General features: G+C 67.1%; 18 protein-coding genes and 2 pseudogenes. 6 read left to right on the top strand and 14 right to left on the bottom strand.

Annotated features, from left to right (window positions below):
• Positions 1 to 5 precede the first annotated feature (5 nt).
• From A7D27_RS24110 to A7D27_RS24095, 4 genes are all read right to left on the bottom strand, one after another.
• Positions 6 to 245 (bottom strand): putative motility protein, encoded by a 240-nt coding sequence (locus A7D27_RS24110; RefSeq protein WP_205894785.1) that lies wholly within the window; start codon positions 243 to 245, stop codon positions 6 to 8.
• A gap of 108 nt (positions 246 to 353) precedes the next feature.
• Positions 354 to 4001 (bottom strand): translocation/assembly module TamB domain-containing protein, encoded by a 3648-nt coding sequence (locus A7D27_RS24105; RefSeq protein ID WP_069566338.1) that lies wholly within the window; start codon positions 3999 to 4001, stop codon positions 354 to 356.
• Positions 3998 to 5728, bottom strand: a complete 1731-nt coding sequence (locus A7D27_RS24100; protein WP_069566337.1) for an autotransporter assembly complex family protein — start codon at positions 5726 to 5728, stop codon at positions 3998 to 4000. Before A7D27_RS24100 ends, A7D27_RS24105 begins: the two co-directional genes overlap by 4 nt.
• A gap of 104 nt (positions 5729 to 5832) precedes the next feature.
• Positions 5833 to 6495 carry a GNAT family N-acetyltransferase gene (locus A7D27_RS24095; protein ID WP_069566336.1) on the bottom strand — a complete coding sequence of 221 codons (663 nt, stop codon included), beginning with the start codon at positions 6493 to 6495 and terminating at the stop codon, positions 5833 to 5835.
• A gap of 155 nt (positions 6496 to 6650) precedes the next feature.
• On the opposite strand from A7D27_RS24095, the gene xthA reads away from it, so the two are divergent.
• Positions 6651 to 7463 (top strand): exodeoxyribonuclease III, encoded by an 813-nt coding sequence (xthA, locus tag A7D27_RS24090; RefSeq protein ID WP_044413974.1) that lies wholly within the window; start codon positions 6651 to 6653, stop codon positions 7461 to 7463.
• Between the two features lie 40 nt (positions 7464 to 7503).
• Here xthA and A7D27_RS24085 read toward each other — a convergent pair whose 3' ends face one another.
• Both A7D27_RS24085 and A7D27_RS24080 read right to left on the bottom strand, forming a co-directional pair.
• Complete coding sequence (locus A7D27_RS24085; RefSeq protein WP_069566335.1) at positions 7504 to 7947, bottom strand: hotdog fold thioesterase; 444 nt, start codon at positions 7945 to 7947, stop codon at positions 7504 to 7506.
• A 44-nt stretch (positions 7948 to 7991) separates the two neighbouring features.
• Entirely contained in the window at positions 7992 to 9659 is a 1668-nt protein-coding gene (locus A7D27_RS24080; protein WP_069560227.1) for an AMP-binding protein, read from the bottom strand.
• A 264-nt stretch (positions 9660 to 9923) separates the two neighbouring features.
• Here A7D27_RS24080 and A7D27_RS24075 point away from each other — a divergent pair, with 264 nt between their 5' ends.
• Entirely contained in the window at positions 9924 to 10910 is a 987-nt protein-coding gene (locus A7D27_RS24075; protein WP_069560228.1) for a TerC family protein, read from the top strand.
• A gap of 36 nt (positions 10911 to 10946) precedes the next feature.
• Here A7D27_RS24075 and A7D27_RS24070 read toward each other — a convergent pair whose 3' ends face one another.
• Genes A7D27_RS24070 through A7D27_RS24055 form a run of 4 tightly spaced genes read right to left on the bottom strand, consistent with a single transcriptional unit; the run spans position 10947 to position 13272 of the window.
• Positions 10947 to 11384 (bottom strand): hypothetical protein, encoded by a 438-nt coding sequence (locus tag A7D27_RS24070; RefSeq protein ID WP_069560229.1) that lies wholly within the window; start codon positions 11382 to 11384, stop codon positions 10947 to 10949.
• A gap of 27 nt (positions 11385 to 11411) precedes the next feature.
• Positions 11412 to 11876 (bottom strand): phosphohistidine phosphatase SixA, encoded by a 465-nt coding sequence (gene sixA / locus A7D27_RS24065; protein WP_069566334.1) that lies wholly within the window; start codon positions 11874 to 11876, stop codon positions 11412 to 11414.
• Positions 11873 to 12220: a DUF4389 domain-containing protein gene (locus tag A7D27_RS24060; protein WP_069560231.1), complete on the bottom strand. Its 348-nt coding sequence runs from the start codon at positions 12218 to 12220 to the stop codon at positions 11873 to 11875. The genes sixA and A7D27_RS24060 overlap by 4 nt, the downstream gene beginning before the upstream one ends.
• Positions 12221 to 12249: 29 nt before the next feature.
• Positions 12250 to 13272: an NAD(P)H-dependent glycerol-3-phosphate dehydrogenase gene (locus A7D27_RS24055; RefSeq protein WP_069560232.1), complete on the bottom strand. Its 1023-nt coding sequence runs from the start codon at positions 13270 to 13272 to the stop codon at positions 12250 to 12252.
• Positions 13273 to 13631: 359 nt separating this feature from the next.
• Here A7D27_RS24055 and A7D27_RS24050 point away from each other — a divergent pair, with 359 nt between their 5' ends.
• From A7D27_RS24050 to A7D27_RS24035, 4 genes are all read left to right on the top strand, one after another.
• Positions 13632 to 15626 carry an ATP-binding protein gene (locus A7D27_RS24050; RefSeq protein WP_083265765.1) on the top strand — a complete coding sequence of 665 codons (1995 nt, stop codon included), beginning with the start codon at positions 13632 to 13634 and terminating at the stop codon, positions 15624 to 15626.
• 135 nt (positions 15627 to 15761) lie between these two features.
• Positions 15762 to 16277, top strand: coding sequence for a 3-hydroxyacyl-[acyl-carrier-protein] dehydratase FabA (gene fabA, locus A7D27_RS24045; RefSeq protein ID WP_044413996.1), 516 nt, complete (start codon positions 15762 to 15764; stop codon positions 16275 to 16277).
• A gap of 11 nt (positions 16278 to 16288) precedes the next feature.
• Complete coding sequence (gene fabB, locus A7D27_RS24040) at positions 16289 to 17506, top strand: beta-ketoacyl-ACP synthase I (RefSeq protein WP_069560233.1); 1218 nt, start codon at positions 16289 to 16291, stop codon at positions 17504 to 17506.
• 365 nt (positions 17507 to 17871) lie between these two features.
• Complete coding sequence (locus A7D27_RS24035) at positions 17872 to 19494, top strand: methyl-accepting chemotaxis protein (RefSeq protein WP_069566333.1); 1623 nt, start codon at positions 17872 to 17874, stop codon at positions 19492 to 19494.
• A 144-nt stretch (positions 19495 to 19638) separates the two neighbouring features.
• Here A7D27_RS24035 and A7D27_RS27510 read toward each other — a convergent pair.
• The 4 genes and pseudogenes from A7D27_RS27510 to A7D27_RS24015 all read right to left on the bottom strand — a co-directional run.
• Positions 19639 to 19845 (bottom strand): annotated as a pseudogene (locus A7D27_RS27510) (response regulator); the annotation flags it as partial.
• 206 nt (positions 19846 to 20051) lie between these two features.
• Positions 20052 to 20516, bottom strand: coding sequence for a DUF3859 domain-containing protein (locus A7D27_RS24025; protein WP_069560235.1), 465 nt, complete (start codon positions 20514 to 20516; stop codon positions 20052 to 20054).
• A 134-nt stretch (positions 20517 to 20650) separates the two neighbouring features.
• Positions 20651 to 22069, bottom strand: coding sequence for a short-chain fatty acid transporter (locus A7D27_RS24020; protein WP_069560236.1), 1419 nt, complete (start codon positions 22067 to 22069; stop codon positions 20651 to 20653).
• A gap of 369 nt (positions 22070 to 22438) precedes the next feature.
• Positions 22439 to 22628: pseudogene (locus tag A7D27_RS24015) on the bottom strand (acetyl-CoA C-acetyltransferase); the annotation flags it as partial.

Here is a 22628-nt window from a genome sequence, read left to right as displayed (position 1 = left end):
CGAGGTCAGGCAGTGACGTCGATGACGTTGCCCAGGTTCGGCGGGTTGCTGTTGCTCACCGGTGCGGGCAACGCTTCCAGCAGGGCCAAAGCCCCCTGGGCCTGGAGGTCGACGGACTTGTTCAGCACCGAGACCTGCACTTTCATGGCGAGCTGGGCCGCGCTGGCGTCGGAGATGGAGCTGGCGGAAACGTCCACGGCGGCCTCGCATGACAACGGAAGGAGATGGCGGGATTCTGAGGCCATGCTGGCGCCTCGAACAGCACCGTCAGTCGCCTGGAAGGTGCGCCGTTGCGTTTGCGGTGGCACGGGGAGCCCGAGCCGCCGAGCGGAAACGTCAACTACCGCTGCCACCTAGAAATCCCGCTTGTAGAACAGGTCCAGCGAGCTGGCCAGGCCGCTGGCGGCTTCCAGGTAGAGGCGCCGGGTCAATTCGTAGCGCAACGCAACCACGCTGGTGGGCTCCAGTACGCCGAGGCCGTAGCGGATGCTGAGGCGATCGGTGAGCACGCCGGTGGCGCCGTCGTCGCCGATCTGGAAGTCCTTGAGGCCAAGCTTCTGCGCCAGGTCGCTGGTCAGCGAAGAACTGCCGGACAAGCCCAGCGCCAGGGCGGCCTGACCCAGGGCGTTGCCGTCGCTGCCGCGCTCCAGGGGGCGCCCTAGTACCAGGTAGGACAGCGCCTGTTCCTGGCTCATGGCCGGGGTGGAGAACACTTGGGTGGTCGGCTCGTCGGCACGGCCGTTGAGGCGGATGCCAGCGGTGACGTCGCCGATCTTGCGCACCGCTTCCACGTCCAGGTAGGGCTGGTCCAGCGGGCCAGCGAACAGCAGGCGTGCGCGGCGCAGGTCGAGGCGCTGGCCGTAGGCACGGTAGCGGCCGTTCTTCAGGTTCAGTTCGCCGCGCGCGGCCAGGTTGTCGCCGACCTTGAGGTGCCCGGCGAGGTCGGCGGTCAGGCCGAAGCCGCTGAAGCTGAGCCGCTCCTGGCCCACTTCGACGTTGACGTCCATGGCCAGTTGCAGCGGGGCTTCCTCGTCCTGTTCGCCCACCAGGTGGGCATCCGACGAGAGCCGCACGGCCTGGGGCGGCAGTTCGCGGATCTTGATGGTGCCCCGGGGAACGCGCACGGTGCCGGACAGTGCCAACCGCCCTTCGGCCATATGCACACGCAGGTCGGGGTCAACATCGAGGTTGGCATAGGGCTCCACCGCCACCGGCAGGCTGTTGCCGCGCAGGGTCAGGTCCACGTCCAGGCCCTGGCTCCAGGCGACGCTGCCGCCCAGGCTGCCCTGGCCCTTGTCGCCACCGGTCCAGGTGCCGGACAGCTCGACCCGCTCGCCGGCGATGTGCGCATCCAGCTTGAGGTCTTCGATCCGCGTGGGCAGTTCGCCACCCACCAGGCGGCCTCCGCCCAGGCGCACCTGCCCGATCACGTTGGGTGCCAGCAGGGTGCCGCCGAGGGTGCCGCTGCCGTCGAGGCGCCCTTCCAGCTCCTCCACGCCCCGGGCGAAGGGGCGCAGCACGGCGAGGTCCAGGCCCTCCAACTGGAAGTCGCCCTGCAGCGGCTTGCGGGTCGGGCGCGGGTCGATGCGAGCGTCCAGGCGCAGGCGGCCGAGCTTGCCGCCCTCGAACAGCAGGCGGCTGTCCACCCGCTGCGGGCGCAGGCTGCTCTCCAGGCGCAGGCTCTGGTAGGGGAAGTCCAGCCATTGGCCCTTGGCCCCCTCCTCCCGCACCCGCAGCACGCCGCTGCCGGCATCCAGCAGGATGCGGCCGCTGGGGCCGGTGGACGGCAGTTGCAGCCGCAAGTCGCCGTCCAACTGTCCCTGCCAGGCGAAGTCATCCGGCAGCCAGGGCGCCAGGCTGGCCAGGGGGAAGTCCCGCAGGCGGTAATCCAGGTTGGGTTCGGGCATCAGGCGCTGCTGGCCGGCGCAGAGGCCTGCTTCGCCGGAGCGCCAGCAATGGGCGCCCAGGTCCAGGCGGCCGTCGGCCAGGCGCTGCAGCGAGGCGGCCTGTTCCAGGCGCCAGTCCTGGGTGCCGAGCCGCACGTCGCCACGGCTGAGGCGACCGCGCCAGTCGCCGTCCTTCAGTTGCCCGTCGAGGGCCAGACCAAGCCCGAGGTCGGGTCCCTTCAAGCTCAGCTCGGCCTGCTGCCGCTGGAGCGTGCCCGAGCCGGTCAGGCGCAGGTCACCCAGGGCGCGCTCGCCGGACTCGAGGTCGTCGGCATCGAGTTGCAGGGTGCCGTTCTGCCGGGCATCCAGCCTGGCCTGCAAGCGCAGTTGACGCAGGCGCTGGGGGCCAAGGCCGATCCGCTGGCCATCGAGGGAAAGTTGGCCCTGGGGCGCGTCGAGGCTGCCGGCGAGGTCGAGGCGCCCCTTGAGGCTGCCGAACAGGCCGGGCCAGAGCTGGCCAAGCCGATTGAGGGCGATGTCCAGGCGGCCGTCGAGGCGCTGCTCCAGACGGCCCTGGCCGTCGATGCGGTTGTCGCCCAGGCGTGCCTGGACCTGCTCCAGCGTCCAGCGCTGCCCTTCGCCACGGGCCTTGGCTTGCAGCACGGCGGGCTGGCCGCGCAACTGGCCCTTGAGGTCGAGGTCCGCCATGAGGGCGAGGCGATCGGCCATGCGCCCCTGGCTGGCGAGGTTGCCGGCCAGGCGACCGGGCAGCTCGGCGACCCAGTAGGCGGGGTCGAGGTCCTTGAGGGCGAGCTGGACGTCCCAATCCACACCGCTGGCGAAGCCCACCTGGACGCGCCCCTGGGCCTTGCCCTGGCCGGCGGCCAGACGCAGGTCGGCCAGTTCCACCTGGCCCAGATCACCCTTGAGCGGGCTGGCGAGGGTGAAGTCACCGGCCGGCCCCTTCAGGGCGGCGTCGAGTTGCCCGTGGTAGTGGCCATCGAGGTACTGCACCTGGCCGTCGAGGCGCTGCAGGCTGACGGGCGGCTCGTCGATCGCGGGATACAGCCGGCGCCAGGGGAAGTCACGCCAGGCGATACGGGCGTCCAGGGCCAGGGCCTGTTGCCAGTCGATCCGCCCGTTCAGGTCGAGCGTCTGCTCAGGCGCAGCCATCAGGGCCAGTTGCTTGAGGTCCGCCCCCTTGGCATCCACACGGCCGGCCAGGTCGAGGCGTACATCACCGCCCTCGCCCAGCAGGTTGGCGTGTCCCTTGACCGCGTAGCCCTGCGCCAGGTCGCCCTGGGCCTGGAGGGTGAGTTGCTGCAATTGCAGGGTGTCGGGCAGGTCCGCCGAGGGCTTGAAGGCGTCCACTTTCAGGGTGGCGGAGGCAGGCAGATAGTCGGCCAGGGGCTGCAGTTCGCCATCCAGGCGGCCTTGCAGGTAACCGGTGCTGTCGGCCTGGACGGTCAGTTGCCCTTGCAGGTCGCCCTTGGCGTGCAACGCCAGTGACCAGGCCTGGCTACCGGGCGCCGGCAACGCCAGGGTGCCGGTCGCCTCCAGCGGCCAATCCCCGCTGGGGGTGAGGTGCCCCTGCAGCTCCAGCGCGAGGTCGTCACGACGGAGGCTGACACGTTCCAGGGTGAGCCCGTCCGCCAGCCAGGTGGCGCGAAGCTGGAGATCGGCCAGCAGCGCCTCGCCATCCAGGCTGAGACGCCCCAGGCGAGCCTCGCCCAGGCGGATGCCGACCGGCAGCGCGAGGGCGGGCAGGCGGACGGGGCCATCGTCAGTGCTGCCGCCCTCCCCCGGGAACGACAGGGCCACCTCGTCGGCGGCCAGTTGGTCGATGCACAGCGTCATGCCCAGCAGGCAGCCGGGCTGCCAGTCCAGGCGCGGGGCGGTGATAGCGACCGAGCTTTCGCCCTGGCGCCACACCACACGCTGTGCCTGCCATTGGCCTCCCAGGTGGCCGCTGAAACCCTCTACTTCCAACCCCGGCACCAGGCCCAGTGCCCAGCGGGCGCCGCCCTCGCTGCCCAGCAGCCAGGCGCCGATCGCTCCCACGCCAGCCAGGGTGAGCCCCAGGGCGAGCAACGCCCCCTTGACCACGCGCCTCACAGCTCCGGCCCCATGGAGAAGTGGATGCGGAAGCCGCCTGGATCATCCAGGGCCTTGGCCAGGTCGAGGCGGATGGGCCCGACCGGGGAGACCCAGCGCACGCCGATGCCGGCGCCGGTCTTGAGCTTGTCCTTGAGGTTGTTGACGGCGTTGCCGCGGTCGACGAAGGCGGCGATGCGCCAGCGCTCGGCAACGGGGTACTGGTATTCGGCACTGCCCACCACCATGTAGCGGCCGCCGACCTTGTTGCCCTGGCGGTCCTCGGGGGAGAGCGTCTGGTAGTCATAGCCCCGCACGCTCTGGTCACCACCGGCGAAGAAGCGCAGCGAGGGCGGAATGGCACCGTAGTCGGTGGTGGCGATGCCGCCGGCCTGAACACGACCGAGCAGGCGATGACCGCCCGGGAGGGTGTAGAGCCCCTTGGCCATGGCGCTGGCGTAGGTCATGTCGGCCTCGGACAGCACGCCCTCCTTGGCGGCGCGCACGTCCAGTTGCAGGTGGTAGCCCTGGTTGGGGTCAAGGCGGTTGTCGCTGCGGGTGACGCTGTAGCCGATGCCGGGGATGAGGAAGCTGCTGCGCCCGTTGGGGCTGCCGTCACCGAAGTCGTAGTTCTCCTGCTCCCAGCGCAGGGAGACGACCCGCTGCCAGTCGTCCGGCAGCTTGGACTGCCATTGGCTGCCCAGGGTGAAGCGGCGGCTTTCGACGTCGGTGAGCTGTTCGCGCTGGAAGCCGCTGGTGAAGCGCAGGCTGTCGGTCAGCGGCGGGTCGAGGGGGATTTCGTACCAGGTGCCGACGCTCTGCCGTGCCGTGGAGATTTCGCTTTCCGCCCCCAGGCGGTGGCCTTGGGGGTTGATCCAATGGCGGGTCCAGTTGGCCCGGGCGCGGGGGCCGACGTCGGTGGAGAAGCCCACGCCCAGGCCCAGGGTGCGGGGTTTGACGGCGCCGAGACGCACCTTCACCGGGATCAGCCGGCCGGTACCGGGCTCCGGCTGGGCATCCACCCGCACTTCCTCGAAGTAGCCACTGGCCTGGAGGTTCTGGCTGAGCTTGGCAACCTGGTCGGCGTCGTAGGGCGTGTTGGGCGGGAACGGCACCAGGCGCGCCAGCAGTTCGGGGTCGAAGGGGGTGTCGCCGTCGAAGGCGACCCGGCCGAGTGCGTAGCGCGGCCCGCTGTCGTAGATCAGTTCGATGTCGGCGACACCGGCACGGGGGTCGATGTCCAGCCGCTGGGAACGGAAGCGGCCATCGAAAAAGCCATAACGCAGGGCCTGGCTCTGGATGAGTTTCTTGGCGTCTTCGTAGAGCCCGTGGTTGAGCGGCTCGCCCGGGGCCAGGGTTTTGCTTTTCGGCACCTTGAAGGCCTTGAGGTCAGCGGCTTCACCCTCCACCCGCACCGTCACCTGGCGCAGGCGGACGGGCTCGCCGGGCTGCACGCCCAGTCGCAGGACCGGGTCCTTGCCGGGGCGTACCTGGCTGTCGATCTCCGCCTGGTAGTAGCCGAGGGCCTGCGCCGCCTGGCGCGCCTGCTCTTCGGCGGCACGACGGAAACGACGCAGGGCGGTTTCATCTCGATCCCCCAGGCTGCCGATGAAGGCTTCGATATTGGCCTTCAACGCGGCATTGGCCGGGGTCACTTTCACTTCCAGCGAGGCCTTGGCCAGCGCAAGCGGGCACAGGGCCGACAGCGCGAGTGCCAGGAGGCCGCGCATTCCTTGACGAACATTCATGCGCGGGATGCTAGCACGGCGTTCCGCTGCCTTTCTTCAGTAGCAGGCGCCTCGTCGGCCGAGGATTTCGTGGCGCGATGTGTCGGGCTGACAGCCATGGCGGCTCAGGCGCTCACGCCAACGCCCTCCAGCGCCTGGGCCGGATTGGGGTGGAAGAAGACCCGCTCCAGCACAGGCCCGACGGCGACCTCGCCGAGCAACTGGTAGCCCTGGCGCTGGTAGAAATCGAGGTAGCGCGGGTTGCCGGTGTCCAGCACCACGCCCTGGGACCCGGCATCCTCGGCGCACCACTCATGCAGCGCCTGGAGCAGTCGCTCGCCCAGTTGGCGCCCCTGGAACTCCGGGTGGATGCCGAGCAATGGCAGCACGTGGTAGGGGCCGGGTGGCAGGCAGGCGAGCACTGCCTCGTGGTATTCGAGGAAGCGCCGGGTGCAACCCAGGCCGGTGGTCAGCAGCATGCGCAGTCGCCAACCCCAGCTTTCGGTGATATCCAGCCGCCGCTGGGGCGGGGCGATGAGGGCGATGCCCACCAGGCGCTCTTCGATCAGCAGGCCGATGGCCGGCAGCTCTTCGATGAAGTGCTGCCTGACCAGTTCCCGTACCGTGGCGCGTACGCGCTGGTCATAGCCGGGTCGCTCGGCATCCAGCAGGTAGGCGTAAGTGGGCTCATGCCGGTAGGCATGGTAGAGCAGCGAGCGGGCCTCACGGCTGTAGCCGCGGTCGAGCAGGCGCACTTCTACGGGCGCTTGGGTGACGTATCCGGGCATGCACGGTGTCCTCGTTGTTCTGGTTATGGTGGCCGCGATGGGCAGGCGCCCCGGCTGGCTGAAAAGCTAGCAGCCGCCCTGCCCTGCCGCCATGTGCTGGCAGGGCCGGCGGGCGTTGGGCTAGCATTCGATACTTTTTCCGGATGGCTGCCCCCATGAAGATCGTTTCGTTCAACATCAACGGCCTGCGCGCCCGCCCCCACCAGTTGGAGGCGCTGATCGCCAAGCACCAGCCCGACGTGATCGGTCTGCAGGAGACCAAGGTGGCCGACGAGCAGTTCCCGGAAGCGGAGATCCGCCAGCTCGGCTACCACGTCCACTACCACGGGCAGAAAGGCCACTACGGCGTGGCGCTGCTGTCGCGCCAGGCGCCGCTGGAGCTGCACAAGGGCTTCCCGGGGGATGACGAGGACGCCCAGCGCCGCTTCATCTACGGCACCTTCGCCGACGAACAGGGCAACCCGGTGACGGTGATGAACGGCTACTTCCCCCAGGGCGAGAGCCGCGACCACCCGGTGAAGTTCCCGGCCAAGCAACGCTTCTACGCCGACCTGCAGGCACTGCTGGAAAGCCGCTTCGCCCCCTCCCAGCCGCTGGTGGTGATGGGCGACATCAATATCTCGCCGGAAGACTGCGACATCGGCATCGGCGAGGAAAACCGCAAGCGCTGGCTGAAGACCGGCAAGTGCAGCTTCCTGCCGGAAGAGCGCGAGTGGCTGGCCACCCTGAAGGGCTGGGGCCTGGTGGACAGCTTCCGCCACCTCCACCCCGAGGTGAACGACCGCTTCAGTTGGTTCGACTACCGCAGCCGCGGTTTCGAAGACACCCCCAAGCGCGGCCTGCGCATCGACGTGATCCTCGCCAGCCAGCCGCTGCAGGCGCGCCTGCGCGATGCCGGGATCGACTACGACCTGCGCGGCATGGAGAAACCCTCCGACCATGCACCGATCTGGTTGGACCTGGCATGAATGAAAAGGGGCCGCTGAAGCGGCCCCTTTCTTTTGCGCATCAACTGCGTGGTGGCTCCTCCCCCAGGGGGACGATGGCCATGGTCAGCCGCGAGATGCAGCTGGGCTTGCCATCGTCGCCGCTGAGGCGAATGTCCCATACATGGGTGGAGCGCCCCAGGTGCACCGGCCGGGCAACCGCAGTGACCCGGCCGCTGCGCAGTCCGCGCAGGTGGTTGGCGTTCACTTCCAGCCCCACGCAGTAGAAACGGCTGTTGTCGATGCACAGGTAGGCGGCGGTGGAGCCGAGGGTTTCGGCCAGCACCACGGACGCGCCACCGTGGAGCAGGCCATAGGGTTGGTGGGTGCGGCCGTCCACCACCATGCTGGCGGTGATCGAGCCCTCGTCGAAGGCTTCGAAGCGGATGTCCAGCACCTCGCCGATGGTGTTGCGCAGGGTGGCGTTGAGGCGGTCCAGATCAGGGGTTTCGCGCCACAGGCTCATGTCGACTCCTTGGTGGATAGGCGCCGGGGCAACCGGCGCGGACTTCAGTCGTGCCAGAGCACCGTTTCGCGACGCGCGATCCACTCAGGGAAACGCGGCCCGTAGGTGCCTTCGACAACGTTGCGCTTGATCTTCAGGGTCGGCGTGAGGAAACCGTTGTCCACCGCCCAGACCTCTTTCACCAGCACCAGGCCGAGCAGGCGCTCGTGCTTGTCCAGCGCCTGGTTGACCTCGTCGAGCAGGGTCCGGAGGCTGCCTTCCAACTGCTCACGGGTGCCATTGCCGGCCTCCTGGCGACCCACCTCGGAGAGTACGCAGAGGGCCATCGGCTGCGGCAGGCCGTCCCCGACCACGCACACCTGCTCAATGCGGGTGTGCACGGCCAGGCGGTTCTCGATGGGGGCGGGAGCGACGTACTTGCCCTTGCTGGTCTTGAAGATTTCCTTGATGCGACCGGTGAGCCGCAGGTTGCCGTCGGCGTCCTGCTCGCCCTTGTCGCCGGTGCGCAGGAAGCCGTCGGAGGTGATGGTGTCGGCGGTGCGTTCCGGGTCCTTGTAGTAGCCCTGCATGGTGGCGCCACTGCGGACCTGGACTTCCCCTTCCTCGCTGATGCGCACTTCGACGCCGGGGCTGTTGCGACCGATCCAGCCGGTCTTCTGCTCGCCGGGGCGACAGACATGGGAATAACCGCAGTTCTCGGTCATGCCGTAGACCTCCAGTACGTCCAGCCCCAGGCGCTTGTACCAGTGCAGCAGCGCCTCGGGCACCGGGGCCGCGCCGCACAAGGCAACGCGCACGGCGTCGAGCCCCAGGCCGGCGAGCACCTTGCGCCCGATGAAGCGGCCGATCAACGGCAGACGCAACAGGCGGTCCAGCCTCTGGGCGGGCATTTTCTCGAAGACGCCCATCTGGAACTTGGTCCAGATGCGCGGCACGCCGAAGATCGCCGTGGGCCGCGCGCGGCGCAGGTCACGGAGGAAGGTATCGAGGCTTTCGGCGAAGAACACCGTCTGCCCGGCGTAGAGGGAGGCCATCTCGACAAACATCCGCTCGGCCACGTGACACAGCGGCAGGTAGGACAGCAGGCGATCGTTCTCGCTGGTGTTGAAGAGCTTCACGCCGTGCTCGGCAGCGAAGGCAAAGTTGCCGAAGCTCTGCATGACGCCTTTCGGCGTGCCGGTGGTGCCGGAGGTGTAGATGATGGTGGCGAGCTGCTCGGGGCGGGTGCGGGGGTTGTCACGGATGGGGGTCGAATCCAGCAGGTCCGACCAGGCGTAGTCGAAGGCACCCTCGGGGTGGATGGGCAGCGCGATGGTCGCCACACCCTCGGGAATCCCAGCGCTCATGGCGGGCCAGTCGTCCAGCTTGCCAATGAACGCCAGGGCGCTTTCGGAGTGCTCCAGCACCTGGCGGACGGACTCGGCGGTGAGGTTCGGGTAGAGCGGCACGGATACGTGCCCGGCCATCCAGATCGCCAGGTCGGCCACGATCCAGTGGGCACAGTTCTTGGAAATGATCGCGATGCGGCTGCCCGGGGGGAGGTCGCGCCCCCTGAGCCAACTGGCGGCGCGTCGCGCCTGGTCGCCGACATCGCCCCAGGTCAGCTCCTCCACCTGGCCACCCGCCATGGGCTGCACCAGGTAACGCTTGTTGGGATGACGTGCTTCGCGCTCGAAGAACATGTCGAGCGGCAAACGGACTGCATCAGCCACAGGGCCTCCTCCTTTTTTATTCTTTTGAATCGGGGACAACCAAGCACTTGCTTGGGCGACTATTCCACGCACGCCATCCCAGGCGCAAGTTAAGAAATGTATCGACCGTGGCCTCTGCCGAAGGCATACACAATTTGCAAAAAGGCCGGCTTGAGTGGGTATGAGGGGTCCGTATTCTCGCCGCCATGACGCCGGGCCCCTCTGACGGTTAGCGCCGCCATGTCGGAGTCATAGTTGGTTCAATTCGACTGAAAGGAGGGGCTCGTGACTGCCCTGGATGCGTTTCTCTTCGCCGACTTCCTCGGCACCCCAACCTGGCTCTGGCTGGTCTTCATCACCATCGTCGTATCTCTGCTGGCCTTCGACCTCGGCGTGCTCCACCGCAAGGAGCGCGAGATCGGCGTGAAGGAAAGCCTGATGCTCTCCGCCGGCTACATCACTGCGGGCCTGCTGTTCGGTCTATGGGTCTGGCACCAGAAAGGTGCCGACTCGAGCATGGACTACCTCACCGGCTTCCTGATCGAGAAGTCGCTGTCGATGGACAACGTGTTCCTGATGGCGATGATCTTCAGCTTCCTGGCCATCCCGCGGCAGTACCAGCACAAGGTGCTGTTCTGGGGAATCATGGGCGTGATCGTGCTGCGTGGCGTGATGATCGCCCTGGGCGCCGCACTGATCCATGAGTTCAGCTGGATCCTCTATGTGTTCGGCGTGTTCCTGGTCATCACCGGCGTGAAGATGCTGTTCGCCAAGGTGGACGATGAGCCGAACCTGGCGGAGAACCGTTTCGTGCGCTTCCTGCGACGTCACATGCGGATCACCAACGAGCTCCATGGCCAGCGCTTCTTCGTCCGCCAGCCGGACGCCAACGGCCGTGTCGTGCTCTGGGGTACGCCGCTGCTGCTGGCACTGGTGCTGATCGAGCTGGCCGACCTGGTGTTCGCGGTGGACAGCGTCCCGGCGATCTTCGCCATCACCCAGGACCCCTTCATCGTCTACACCTCCAACATTTTCGCCATCCTCGGCCTCCGCGCCCTGTACTTCGCCCTGGCGGCGCTCATCCACCGCTTCGCCTACCTGAAGTACGCCCTGGCCCTGGTGCTGGTGTTCATCGGCGGCAAGATCTTCCTGGTGGGTTTCATCGGCAAGATCCCTCCGGTCATCTCCTTGAGCGTGACCCTCAGCCTGCTGATCGGCGGCGTACTGTTCTCGCTCTGGAAGACGAGGGGCGACAAGGTCCCCAGCCACTGACCCGACAGCGCCCGGCCCCTTGGCCGGGCGCTTCGTTCAAGGGGACTCGGGGTTGGGGAACCAGGCCTCCAGGCCCGGTTTGTCGGTGTCGACCTTCGGGTCGTAGATGTAGCCCGAGACCCTTGGGTAGTTGTCCAGGTCGTTGCGCCAGAGCAGCGTCCCTTCGTACGGATGGCCATTGCGCGTGAGGGTGATACGCAACTGGGTCGCGGTATCGACAATCTCCGACTCGACGAAGGTCGCCCGCCCCGCCCAGACCTCCTCGCCCACCTCCCAATGCAGCGCCATCTCGCCTTCGTGCAGGTAGACCTTGAGGTCACCGCTGTAGGGCGTGCCGCTGTCCGGCAGACGGCCCACCACCCAGTAGCGGCCGACGAAGTAGGACGGGTCGGGATGATCGGCAGCGCCGGCGAACGGGATGCAGGCCACGGCCAGGAGCCAGACGAGTGCCTGGCGAGTGAAATCATGGATCACGGCAGTCTTCCTTGAACCCCACCGGGGTCACAGGCGATGGGGATGATGAAGCGCGCGCAGGTCCATCAGCCCGGCCAGGGGCATCGCGCCGTCGAGTTCGGCCAGGCTGGCGGTGCTCATGGCCAATGGCTGTTGGCGATTACCGTGGACGAGCAGGCCGGCAAGTTCCCCTACGAACGGGTTGTGGGTCACCAGCAGCAACTGGCTCTCCTCCCGCCGGGCAAGCCGGTCGAGCGCTTCGCGCGGGTCGCTTTCCGGGGTCAGCCAGCCCTCCACCAACACCGGCCCCTGGAATGCCAGGGCCTCGACCACCAGTTCGGCCGTCTGCCGGGCCCGCAGGTAGGGGCTGACGATGATCGCATCCAAGGGCGCTCCCGCCAGGCGGGCTGCGGCCTGCAGCACCTCCTGGCGGCCGTTGCGGGTCAGCGGGCGCTCCGCATCGGAGGCGGCCCGGGGCTCTGCCTCGCCGTGGCGCAGCAACCAGAGCTTCACAGCTTCGGCTCTTCGTCACGCGCCGGGTGGGGCGCCGGTGGCACGCTGTGGGCGGCCTCGCCTTCCGGTGCACGCGGGGCAGGCCAATCGGCGAAGGGCCAGGGTTTTTCCTCGGTATTGAAGGTGCCGAAGCGGCCGATCTGCGCCAGGTACTGGCTAAGGCTGTCACCGAAGGCCATCAGCCCGCCGTTGGGCGCGCCGTAGAAGGCGCGGTAGCCCAGTTGGGCCAGCACCACCACGCCAAGCACGATCTCAGCCAACTGCCAGACGATGACGAAGATCAGCATCCACAACACACGCAGCAGGATGGACTCGCGCTGCAGGTCTTCTTGCTCATTGCTCATGGTTAGCTCCTGGTCCTGGGGCGGCTGGTTCAGAAGCCGCTGGTGGGGATGAAGTCGACGTCGGTCTTCGGCTCGCCGCGCATCAGCACTTCGATCACCTGGGCCAGGGTGCGCCCTTCGAAGAGGATGGCGTGCAGTCCGGAAACCAGCGGCATGTAGACCTGCAACTCCTCGGCGCGGGCCTTCAGCACCTTGAGGGTGTTGACCCCTTCGGCCACCTCGCCCAGCCGGGCCACGGCATCCTCCAGGGACAGCCCCTCGCCCAGGGCAAAGCCCACCTGGTAGTTGCGGCTCTTGGGCGAGGAGCAGGTGACGATCAGGTCACCGACGCCGGCCAGGCCGAGGAAGGTCATGGGGTTGGCACCGAGCTTGACGGCGAAGCGGGTCATCTCCGCCAGTGCCCGGGTGATCAGCATGCTCTTGGTGTTCTCCCCCATGCCCAGGGCGGCGGCCATGCCGGCGATGATGGCGTAGACGTTCTTCAGCGCGCCGCCCAGCTCCACGCCGAAGCGGTCGGCGCTGGCGTAGACGCGGAAGGTCTTGCCGTGCAGGGCCTGCTGCACGCGCTGGCAGAGTTCGGCGTCTTCGCTGGCGACCACGGTAGCGGTCAGCGCGTGATCGGCCACTTCCTTGGCCAGGTTCGGGCCGGAGAGCACACCGATCCGCGCCTTGGGCGCCACGTCTTCGAGGATCTGGCTCATGAGTTTGAAGCTCTGCGCCTCGATACCCTTGGTCAGGCTCACCAGCAGCTTGCCTTCGAGCTGCTCGGCCACCGGCTCCAGAGCCTTGCGCAGGGCGCTGGAGGGGATGGCCACGAACACCAGGTCGCAGGCCGCCAGCACGGCGGGAAGGTCGGAACTGGGGCTGACCCCGGGGTGGATCTTCACCCCCTTGAGGTAGCGGGGGTTCTCGCGGTTCTGGCGAATCGCCTCGGCCTGCTGGGGGTCACGCATCCACTGCAGCACGCTGTTGCCGTTCTCGGCGAGGAGGTTGGCAATCGCGGTGCCGAAGCTGCCGCCACCCAGCACTGCGATCGATTGATCTCGAGTCATAACCAGTCCATGTAAAGCCACCCGGGTGGCGAATCCGCGCATTATACGGAGGCCCGAGCGACCAACCAGTCTCAAACCGGGCATCTGCCACTGGTCAAGCCGCGGGGGAGCGACGAAAATCCTGCATCTAATGTGACCGCTTCGTGGTTTTACGGTGCCGGACACCCGCCGAACGGCCATCACTCAACCTGGCAAGCCCCGCACCGAGACCCCTGCATGCCTCCACGCCCTTCACCCGCCCTCTCTATCCGACGGCCCGCACGCCGCCACGGTGCCCCGGGCGGGCGCGACCAAAGCGGAAACGCCCGGGAGCTGCTGCACATTGACTCCACGCTTACGGTCCCAGGAGGCACAACCCGATGACCCGCAGCTGGGATATCCACACCCGCACCCAACTCATCAGCCTCGGTCCCGCCCTGCTGCTGACCTTGCTGCTGACCGGCTTCTTCACCTTCGCCCGGCTGCAGGACCTGCGCCAGGAACTCAACCACACCGGCCAACTGATCGCCAACCAGTTGGCGCCGGCAGCCGAATACGGCGTGATCGCCGGCAATCGCCCAGTCCTGGAAGGCCTGCTCAAGGCCACCCTGGACACCCCCCATGTGCGCTTCCTGGAGGTGCGCGACCAGGACGACGCCATCCTTGCCTACGTCGAGCAGCCCGGCACCCTCGAGCGCAACGGGGCACAGGTGGAAATCTTCCACGCACCGATACGCCTGCAGCAGGTGAAGCTGGGCAACGAGACGCTGTTTCATGCCGGACGTAGCGAAAGCAAACTGGCCACCGGCTACCTCGGGCGCGTGGTGGTCGGCATGTCCAACGATGCGTTCAGCAGCCGCCAGCAGGAGATCCTGCTCAAGGCCACACTGTTGGCGCTGTTCGCCCTGGTCCTCACCTTCCTGGTAGCACGCCGCCTGGCCATCCGCCTTTCACAGCCCATCAGCGCCATGGGCCAGGCGGTGGAAGCCATCCAGGCCGGCAACTACCAGGCCAGCCTGCCGGTGATGGAGGAAGGCGAACTGGGCGATCTGGCCCGCCACATCAATAACCTCGCCAACGGCCTCGACCGGGCCAGCCGTGAACAGCGCCAGGCCATCGACCAGTTGATCGCCGCGCGGGAAGAAGCCGAGCAGGCCAACCGTGCCAAGTCCGACTTCCTGGCGATGATGAGCCATGAGCTGCGCACACCGATGAACGGCGTGCTGGGCATGCTGCAACTTCTTGAAACAACCGAGATGACCCAGGAGCAGGCCGAGTACGCCGCCCTGGCCACCGAATCCACCGAGCATCTGCTGAAGGTGATCAACGACATCCTCGACTTCTCCCGCATCGAGCGTGGCGCGCTGGAACTGGAGCGCATCGCCTTCAATCTGCTGGAGCTGATCAACGGCTCGGTGCAGGTGTTCCAGCACAGCGCCCAGCAGCGCGGCCTGGCGTTGATCATTGATACCCAGCCCGGCCTGGAGCAGGTGGAAGTCCAGGGCGACCCGACCCGTATCCGGCAGATCCTGGTGAACCTGGTCGGCAACGCCCTCAAGTTCACCGAGGAAGGCAGCATCCGCGTGGTCACCCAGTGGCAGGCACTGGACGACCAGGTGCTCTGGCTCACCTGCGCGGTGCACGACAGCGGCATCGGCATTCCACCAGAGCGGCTGGAGCACATGTTCGACGCCTTCCAGCAGGCCGACAGCTCCATTTCCCGGCGCTACGGCGGCACCGGCCTCGGCCTGCCCATCGCCCGCACCCTGGCCGAGCGCATGGGTGGCACCCTGCGCGCCGAAAGCCACCAGGACCAGGGCTCGGTCTTCACCCTGGAGATTCCCCTGCCCTTCCGCCAGCAGGCCATCCGCGCGGAGGACCCACACACGGACCCGGCCATGGCAGGCAGCGGCCAGGATGTGTTGCTGGTGGAGGACAACCCGGTCAACCAGACCGTGATCGAAGCCATGCTGCGCAGCCTCGGCTACCGCGTCAGCCTGGTCAGCGACGGTGCCCAGGCCGTGCAGGCGGCCTCTCGAAAGGGGTTTGCCGCCATTCTCATGGACTGCAGGCTGCCGGTACTCGATGGCTATGAAGCCACCCGTCAGATTCGCGGCATGAATGGTGATGCCCGGGTGCCCATCATCGCCCTCACCGCCAACGCCCTGCAGGGCGACCGCGAGGCGTGCCTGGAAGCAGGTATGAACGATTACCTCGCCAAGCCGTTCAAACGGGCAGACCTGCAGCGTGTACTGCAGCGCTGGCTGGGCGGCGCGACCGATTGCCCCCCGACCTTCGGTGAGTGGTCAGCGGGTGATAAAGTGCAGCAGGCTGTGCCCTCGGACCCGACCCCGCGCGACCCGGGACGATCGTAATGCAGGTGTACGAGTGTACTCTGTGACTTTCACTGCAACGCAACAGTCTATGACTAGTCTGCCGATTCGGCGCTATGCGCACGGCAGTGGACGAAATGCCAAGCCCTGCAGTTCGGGGACCATTTAGGAGCTCGCATGACAAGACAAAACGCCTATTCCCGGGAAGACCTGCTGCGCTGCAGTCGCGGTGAGCTGTTCGGACCTGGTAATGCGCAACTGCCCGCCCCCAACATGCTGATGATCGACCGGATCGTTCACATCAGCGAAACCGGCGGGAAGTACGGCAAGGGCGAAATCGTCGCCGAGCTCGACATCAACCCCGACCTGTGGTTCTTCGCCTGCCACTTCGAGGGCGACCCGGTGATGCCGGGCTGCCTGGGCCTGGATGCCATGTGGCAACTGGTGGGCTTCTACCTCGGCTGGCAGGGCAACCCCGGCCGCGGCCGCGCACTGGGCTCGGGCGAGGTGAAATTCTTCGGTCAGATCCTGCCGACCGCCAAGAAGATCACCTACAACATCCAGATCAAGCGCACCATCAACCGCTCGCTGATCCTCGGCATCGCCGATGGCACCGTCAGCGTCGACGGGCGCGAGATCTACAGCGCGGAAGGCCTCCGCGTCGGCCTCTTCACTTCAACTGACAGCTTCTAAGGGTTATCCGCATGCGTCGCGTCGTGATCACCGGCCTGGGCATCGTTTCCTGCCTGGGCAATGACAAGGAAACCGTATCCACCAACCTGCGTGCCGGCCGTGCCGGTATCCGCCACAACCCGGCCTACGCCGAGATGGGCTTGCGCAGCCACGTTTCCGGTTCCGTCGACCTGAACCTGGAAGAGCTGATCGATCGCAAGATCTTCCGCTTCATGGGTGACGCCGCTGCCTACGCCTACCTGGCGATGGAGCAGGCGATCAAGGACTCCGGCCTGACGCCCGAGCAGATATCCAACCCCCGCACCGGCCTCATCGCCGGCTCCGGTGGCGCGTCCACCGTCAACCAGATGGAAGCCATCGACACCCTGCGCGACAAGGGCGTCAAGCGCATCGGCCCATACCGCGTGACCCGTACCATGGGCAGCACCGTTTCCGCGTGCCTGGCCACCCCCTTCCAGATCAAGGGCGTGAACTTCTCCATCTCCTCCGCCTGCGCCACCAGTGCGCACTGCATCGGCCAGGCCATGGAACAGATCCAGCTCGGCAAGCAGGACGTGGTCTTTGCCGGTGGCGGCGAGGAAGAGCACTGGAGCCAGAGCTGCCTGTTCGACGCCATGGGTGCCCTCTCCACCCAGTACAACGACACCCCCGAGAAGGCCTCCCGCGCCTACGACGCCAAGCGTGACGGTTTCGTCATCGCCGGCGGCGGCGGCATGGTGGTGGTCGAGGAACTGGAGCACGCCCTCAAGCGCGGCGCCAAGATCTACGCCGAGATCGTCGGCTACGGTGCCACCTCCGACGGCTACGACATGGTCGCCCCGAGCGGCGAAGGTGCGGTCCGCTGCATGCAGCAGGCCCTGTCCACCGTCCAGGCCCCGATCGACTACCTCAACACCCACGGCACCTCCACCCCGGTAGGCGACGTGGCGGAGATCCGCGGCGTACGCGAAGTCTTCGGCGACAAGGCCCCGGTGATCAGCTCCACCAAGAGCCTGTCCGGCCACAGCCTGGGTGCCGCCGGCGTCCACGAGGCGATCTACTGCCTGCTGATGATGGAAGGCAACTTCATCGCCGCCTCGGCCAACATCGACGAACTGGACCCGGAAGTGGCCGACATGCCGATCCTTCGCCAGGTTCGCGAAGACGCCAAGCTGGACACGGTCATGTCCAACAGCTTCGGCTTCGGCGGCACCAACGCCACCCTGGTGCTGCAGCGCTTCAAGGGCTGACCTGCCCATTGGTGACACCTGAAGGCCCGTATCTCCGGATACGGGCCTTTTTCATGCCCCGCATAAAACCGGCATCAGATCTTTCCCAAACCCCGCCGCCGCATTCAAACCCTGCGCAACCTGAGCACTTGCACCCGCGCCGCCTGCGGCTTTGCCGTCATACCGCCAGGCGCAGGGGACAAGATCGAGCGCTTCTGAAAGCCCCCGCTCCTGCTGCCAGAAGAGAAGTGGCGGTTGCAGCCGAAGCGCACGCCCCTGGTGATCGCCAGCACCGCCGAAGAACATGCCCAGGCCGGGCACCGCAGACCAGCAGGAATACCTATACTCCACCGCGTCCCCCGCCTGGCCCCCACGGAGAAGTGCCCATGTTCCTGCGCCAGTTCCCCATCGCCCCGCGCGCCGCCTCGAGTTTTGCCCTCATCACCCTGCTGCTGATCTTCACCGGCCTGTTCTCGCTGAACCGCATGTCGGTGATCAACGATGCCTCCACCGATATGAGCCATAGCTGGATACCGAGCCTCAGGAACCTGGCCAAGCTGGAACTGCTGACCACCGAAATGCGCCAGGTGCAGTTGGGCCATGTGCTCGCCGAAGCCAGCACCAAGCCCACCCTTGAGCAGCGCCTGCAGGAGCTTGACGCCAGCCTGATCAAGACCAGCCAGGCCTACGAAAAGGACATGGACGCCGGGCGTGACACCGAACTGTTCCGCACCTTCCAGCAGCACTACAAACGCTTTCAGGACGAATCCACCCAGTTGCTGAACCTCTCCCGCAGCGGCGACAGCGCAAGCGCCTACCGCCTTGCCCAGGGCTCGCTGCTGGACAACTACCGCGCCACCATAAAGACCCTTCAGGCCCTGCTGGACTACAACACCGAAGGCGCCGAGCAGGCCAACGTAAAGGCCGACCAGGACTACGCCAGCGCCAAGAGCGCCGTGCTCAGCGTGCTGGCCCTGGCGGTACTGGCCACCGTGCTGCTGGCCTGGCTGCTGACGCGCAGCATCACCCAGCCGCTGCACATCGCCGTGCGCGCCGCCGATGTAGTGGCCAGCGGCGACCTCACCGGGCCCATCGACACCGCCGGCCGGGACGAACCCGCACAGTTGCTCACCGCCCTGAAGAAAATGCAGCAACAACTGCGCGGCACCATCGAGCAGATCAGCCACTCGGCCACCCAGCTCGCCTCGGCGGCCGAGGAGATGAGCGCCATCACCGAGGAAAGCAACCGCACCCTCAGCCAGCAGCACGACGAGATCCAGATGGCCGCCACGGCGGTGAACGAAATGACCGCCGCCGTCGAGGAAGTGGCCCGCAACGCCGCCGGCACCTCCGAGGCCTCCCGGGCTTCCGAACAATCGGCCCATGCCGGACGCAACCGGGTCGAACAGACCGTCCAGGCGATCCGTCACATGAGCGAAGACGTCGCCCAGACCAGCCAGTTGGTGGAGGGCCTGGCCGAACGCGCGCAGAACATCAGCAAGGTGCTCGACGTGATCCGCGCCATCGCCGAGCAGACCAACCTGCTGGCCCTCAACGCCGCCATCGAAGCTGCCCGCGCCGGCGAGCAGGGACGCGGCTTCGCCGTGGTCGCCGACGAGGTGCGCGCCCTCGCCCACCGCACCCAGGAGTCCACCCGTGAAATCGAACAGATGATCGGCAACATCCAGAGCGGCACCGGCGAGGCGGTCAGCGCCATGAGTCAGAACGACCAGCGTGCCCGCCAAATGCTGGAGATCGCCGAAGCCGCCGGCACTGCCCTGGTGGAGATCGCCGAGCAGGTCAGCCACATCAACGAGCGTACCCTGGTGATCGCCAGCGCCGCCGAAGAGCAGGCCCAGGTCGCCCGCGAGGTGGACCGCAACCTGGTCAACATCCGTGACCTGTCCACCCAGACGGCCACCGGCGCCAACGAAACCTCCACCGCCAGCTACCAGCTCTCGCGCCTGGCCCTGGAACTCAACGCCATGGTGGCGCGCTTCACCGTCTAGTCCGCCTGGCCTCAGGCTGCGTGGCGCACCCCGTCACGCGGCGCACGCTCCAGCCTCAGCACCCGCCCGGATGACCGGGCGCGGCCCCAGGTGTACAACGCCCATGGCCGGGCTGCCCCAGGTACACAGCAACACACCAAGAGCCGGCGCACGCTGGTAGCGACGCAGCACGGTCTTGATCCGAGCCAGCAGTTCGCGGGGATCGAAGGGCTTGGCCACGTAGTCGTCGGCGCCCACTTCCAGACCGATGGTGCGGTCCACGGCGCTGCCGGCGCCGGACACCATGATCACCGGCAGGTCGTGGTGCTCGCGCAGGTAGCGGGCGAGGCTCAAGCCGTCCTCGCCGGGCAGGCCCCGGCATCGCTCTCGCCGTTGTCCATCCTCGTCGCAGGGGGCACGCTGTTCCTGTTGTTGGAGCGGGGAGTGAATCGGGCACGAAAGTGCAAGCGCGGCAGCCGAGCAGTCGTCATCCGGGGAGGAAAATCACAGGTGCCTGAGGCGCGACGGGCCTGGCCCGCAAGGAGGAACCGCCCGGCAGAACCGGGCGGCAGAAGCGGTCAACGAACCTCGAAACGCTTCTCGGCGAGCAGCCGGTCACCCTGGAACACCATGAAGTGCCAGGCACCGGGCACCACTTCGTGGGTCTCGGTGAACTCGTAGGCCATCACGTCCTTGGGGGCGCCCGGGGCCATCTTCTGGATCACCTCGAACTTGTCGTGGCGCTGGCCGTCGGGAGTGGTCACGCCCGGAGTGAGGTACAGCAGGGTCAGCGGCGTGTCGTTCTCACGCTTGCCGACAAGGGTGTAGCGCAGGCCGAACTTGGTGCCGAGCCGGGCCGGCACCACCTCGGTCTGCTGGATGGTCTGGTCGCCGCTGGTCAGCACGCGCTCACCGGGCTTGAAGTCCTGATAGCGGCTCTCGAACACGCCGTACTCCACCGGCCCTTCCACCCGGACATCGGCCCAGGCCGCTCCGGACGCCAGGCCGAGGGCGATCAGCGCACTCAGTCGGGTTGCTTTCATGTCGCGCTCCTTGGTTGGGATGGCGGCAGGCTATGACACGTTCATGACCGACTGATGACAGCTTGCCGACCGCCCTCCTCCCCAGCGCCAGCCGGCGACGGCGCGGGCCGTGCTGCCCGCGCCGCCGCCTGCCCTCAGGGCATCACCGGCGGGATGTAGGTCAGGGTCCGGCCCAGCGCCCAGAGCATCACCAGCACCAGAGGCGCATGCACCAGCAGCTGCACGAAGGAGAAGCCGATCAGGTCCCGCGCCTTCAGCCCCAGCACGCCCAGCAGCGGCAGCATGTAAAAGGGGTTGATCAGGTTCGGCAGCGCCTCGGCGGCGTTGTAGATCTGCACCGCCCAGCCCAGGTGGTACTGCAGGTCGTTGGCCACCTGCATCACATAGGGCGCCTCGATGATCCACTTGCCACCACCGGAGGGGATGAAGAAGCCCAGCACCGCCGAGTACACGCCCATCAGCAGCGCGTAGGTGTCGTGGCTGGCGATCTGCACGAAGAAGGTGGAGATGTGGTGTGCCAGGGTCTGGCCGTCGCTGCCGTTCACGGTGGTCATCAGCGCAGCGATGGAGCCATAGAGAGGGAACTGGATCAGCACCCCGGTGGTGGTCGGCACCGCCCGGGCCACGGCATCGAGGAAGCTGCGCGGGCGCCAGTGCAGCAACGCGCCGGTCATGATGAACAGCAGGTTGTAGGTGTTGAGGCCGGAGATGGCGGTGATCGCCGGCTTGCTGGCGAACTCCTGGGCCAGCCAGCCGCCGGCCAGGGCCACCAGCAGGATGATCAGCAACGGGCTGTGTTCCAGCCACTCGCCCGGGCGGGTCGGCTTGGCCTGGGGCGGCGCGGTGAAGCTCGGGTCCACCCCGCAGGCCTTGGCGTCGCGGGCATTGGCGGCGCTCGGCGCGGTCATGTAGGCCACCACCAGGGACACCACGATGAGCGCCAGCAGCATGACCCCGGATTGCCAGAGGAAGATCGTCTCGGTGAACGGAATCACCCCGGTGATCGCAAGGATCGACGGCGGCAGGCTGGCCGGGTTGGCCTGCAACTGCGCCGCCGAAGACGACAGGCCCAGCGCCCACACGGCACCCAGGCCCAGGTAGGCCGCCGCACCGGCGGCGCGGTAGTCCATCTTCAGCTCCTCCCGGCGCGCCAGGGCCCGCACCAGCAGGCCACCGAACACCAGGGACAGGCCCCAGTTGAGCAGCGAGGCGAGCATGGACACCAGCGCCACCCAGGCCACTGCCGAGCGGCCGTTCTTGGGCACCCGCGCCAGGCGATCGATGAGTTTCGACGCTGGCCCGGAGCTGGCGACCACATAGCCGCCGATGACCACGAAGGCCATCTGCATGGTGAAGGGAATCAGGCTCCAGAAGCCGTCGCCGAAAGCCTTGGCCGCCTGGCTGGCAGGCGCGCCCATGGCCAGCACGGCCAGGGTCACCAGCATCACGGCTGCGGCGGCGAAGACCCAGGAATCGGGGAACCAGCGCTCGGCCCAGGCGGAGCACCGCATAGCAAAACGGGCGGAGCGGCTTTCTTGGAGTTGCGTGACCATCGGTCTACCTCACTGTTGTTCTTGTCGGCCAGGCATGGAGGGCACCGGCACTGGATAGGGGTGGAGCGGCTCGGGGGTCTGCGCCCCCTGTTGGGCACCTCTAAAAACTACCTGCGTTGTCATCGCTGCGTTAAAAACAGCCTCGTGCGCGAGTCCGATCAAAATGCTCATTTACCGCACGTAAACTGCGCTTTTTCGCCTGTTTTTTCCTTGCGCTGACGGCCTCGCCTACGTTTCTAGAGATGCCCTGTAGGTCTGAAACGACGACACCACGCCAGGGCGTGGTACGTCCCGCCCCGCGCAGGTGCGCGGAGCGTTGCGTGAACAAGTGTGTGGCCGGGCCGACCGGGGCGTCGGCCCGGCAGGGCATCAGCGCTCGATGGCCAGGGCCACGCCCTGTCCGCCGCCGATGCACAGGGTTGCCAGGCCCTTCTTCGCATCGCGCTTGATCATCTCGTGCAGCAGGGTCACCAGCACGCGGCAGCCGGAAGCGCCGATGGGGTGGCCGAGGGCGATGGCGCCGCCGTTGACGTTGACCCTGGCCGCATCCCAACCCAGC

This window comes from Pseudomonas sp. 1D4, from assembly GCF_001728925.1.
GTDB lineage: Bacteria > Pseudomonadota > Gammaproteobacteria > Pseudomonadales > Pseudomonadaceae > Metapseudomonas > Metapseudomonas otitidis.
This window is presented reverse-complemented; position numbering and strand designations above follow the sequence as displayed.

Bases quoted from the DNA above. Each gene is read 5' to 3' on its own strand.
- A7D27_RS24110 (WP_205894785.1), bottom strand. From the start codon at position 245: ATGGCCTCAGAATCCCGCCATCTCCTTCCGTTGTCATGCGAGGCCGCC.
- A7D27_RS24100 (WP_069566337.1), bottom strand. From the start codon at position 5,728: ATGAATGTTCGTCAAGGAATGCGCGGCCTCCTGGCACTCGCGCTGTCG.
- A7D27_RS24095 (WP_069566336.1), bottom strand. From the start codon at position 6,495: ATGCCCGGATACGTCACCCAAGCGCCCGTAGAAGTGCGCCTGCTCGAC.
- xthA (WP_044413974.1), top strand. From the start codon at position 6,651: ATGAAGATCGTTTCGTTCAACATCAACGGCCTGCGCGCCCGCCCCCAC.
- A7D27_RS24085 (WP_069566335.1), bottom strand. From the start codon at position 7,947: ATGAGCCTGTGGCGCGAAACCCCTGATCTGGACCGCCTCAACGCCACC.
- A7D27_RS24060 (WP_069560231.1), bottom strand. From the start codon at position 12,220: ATGAGCAATGAGCAAGAAGACCTGCAGCGCGAGTCCATCCTGCTGCGT.
- A7D27_RS24055 (WP_069560232.1), bottom strand. From the start codon at position 13,272: ATGACTCGAGATCAATCGATCGCAGTGCTGGGTGGCGGCAGCTTCGGC.
- A7D27_RS24050 (WP_083265765.1), top strand. From the start codon at position 13,632: ATGACCCGCAGCTGGGATATCCACACCCGCACCCAACTCATCAGCCTC.
- fabA (WP_044413996.1), top strand. From the start codon at position 15,762: ATGACAAGACAAAACGCCTATTCCCGGGAAGACCTGCTGCGCTGCAGT.
- fabB (WP_069560233.1), top strand. From the start codon at position 16,289: ATGCGTCGCGTCGTGATCACCGGCCTGGGCATCGTTTCCTGCCTGGGC.
- A7D27_RS24035 (WP_069566333.1), top strand. From the start codon at position 17,872: ATGTTCCTGCGCCAGTTCCCCATCGCCCCGCGCGCCGCCTCGAGTTTT.
- A7D27_RS24025 (WP_069560235.1), bottom strand. From the start codon at position 20,516: ATGAAAGCAACCCGACTGAGTGCGCTGATCGCCCTCGGCCTGGCGTCC.
- A7D27_RS24020 (WP_069560236.1), bottom strand. From the start codon at position 22,069: ATGGTCACGCAACTCCAAGAAAGCCGCTCCGCCCGTTTTGCTATGCGG.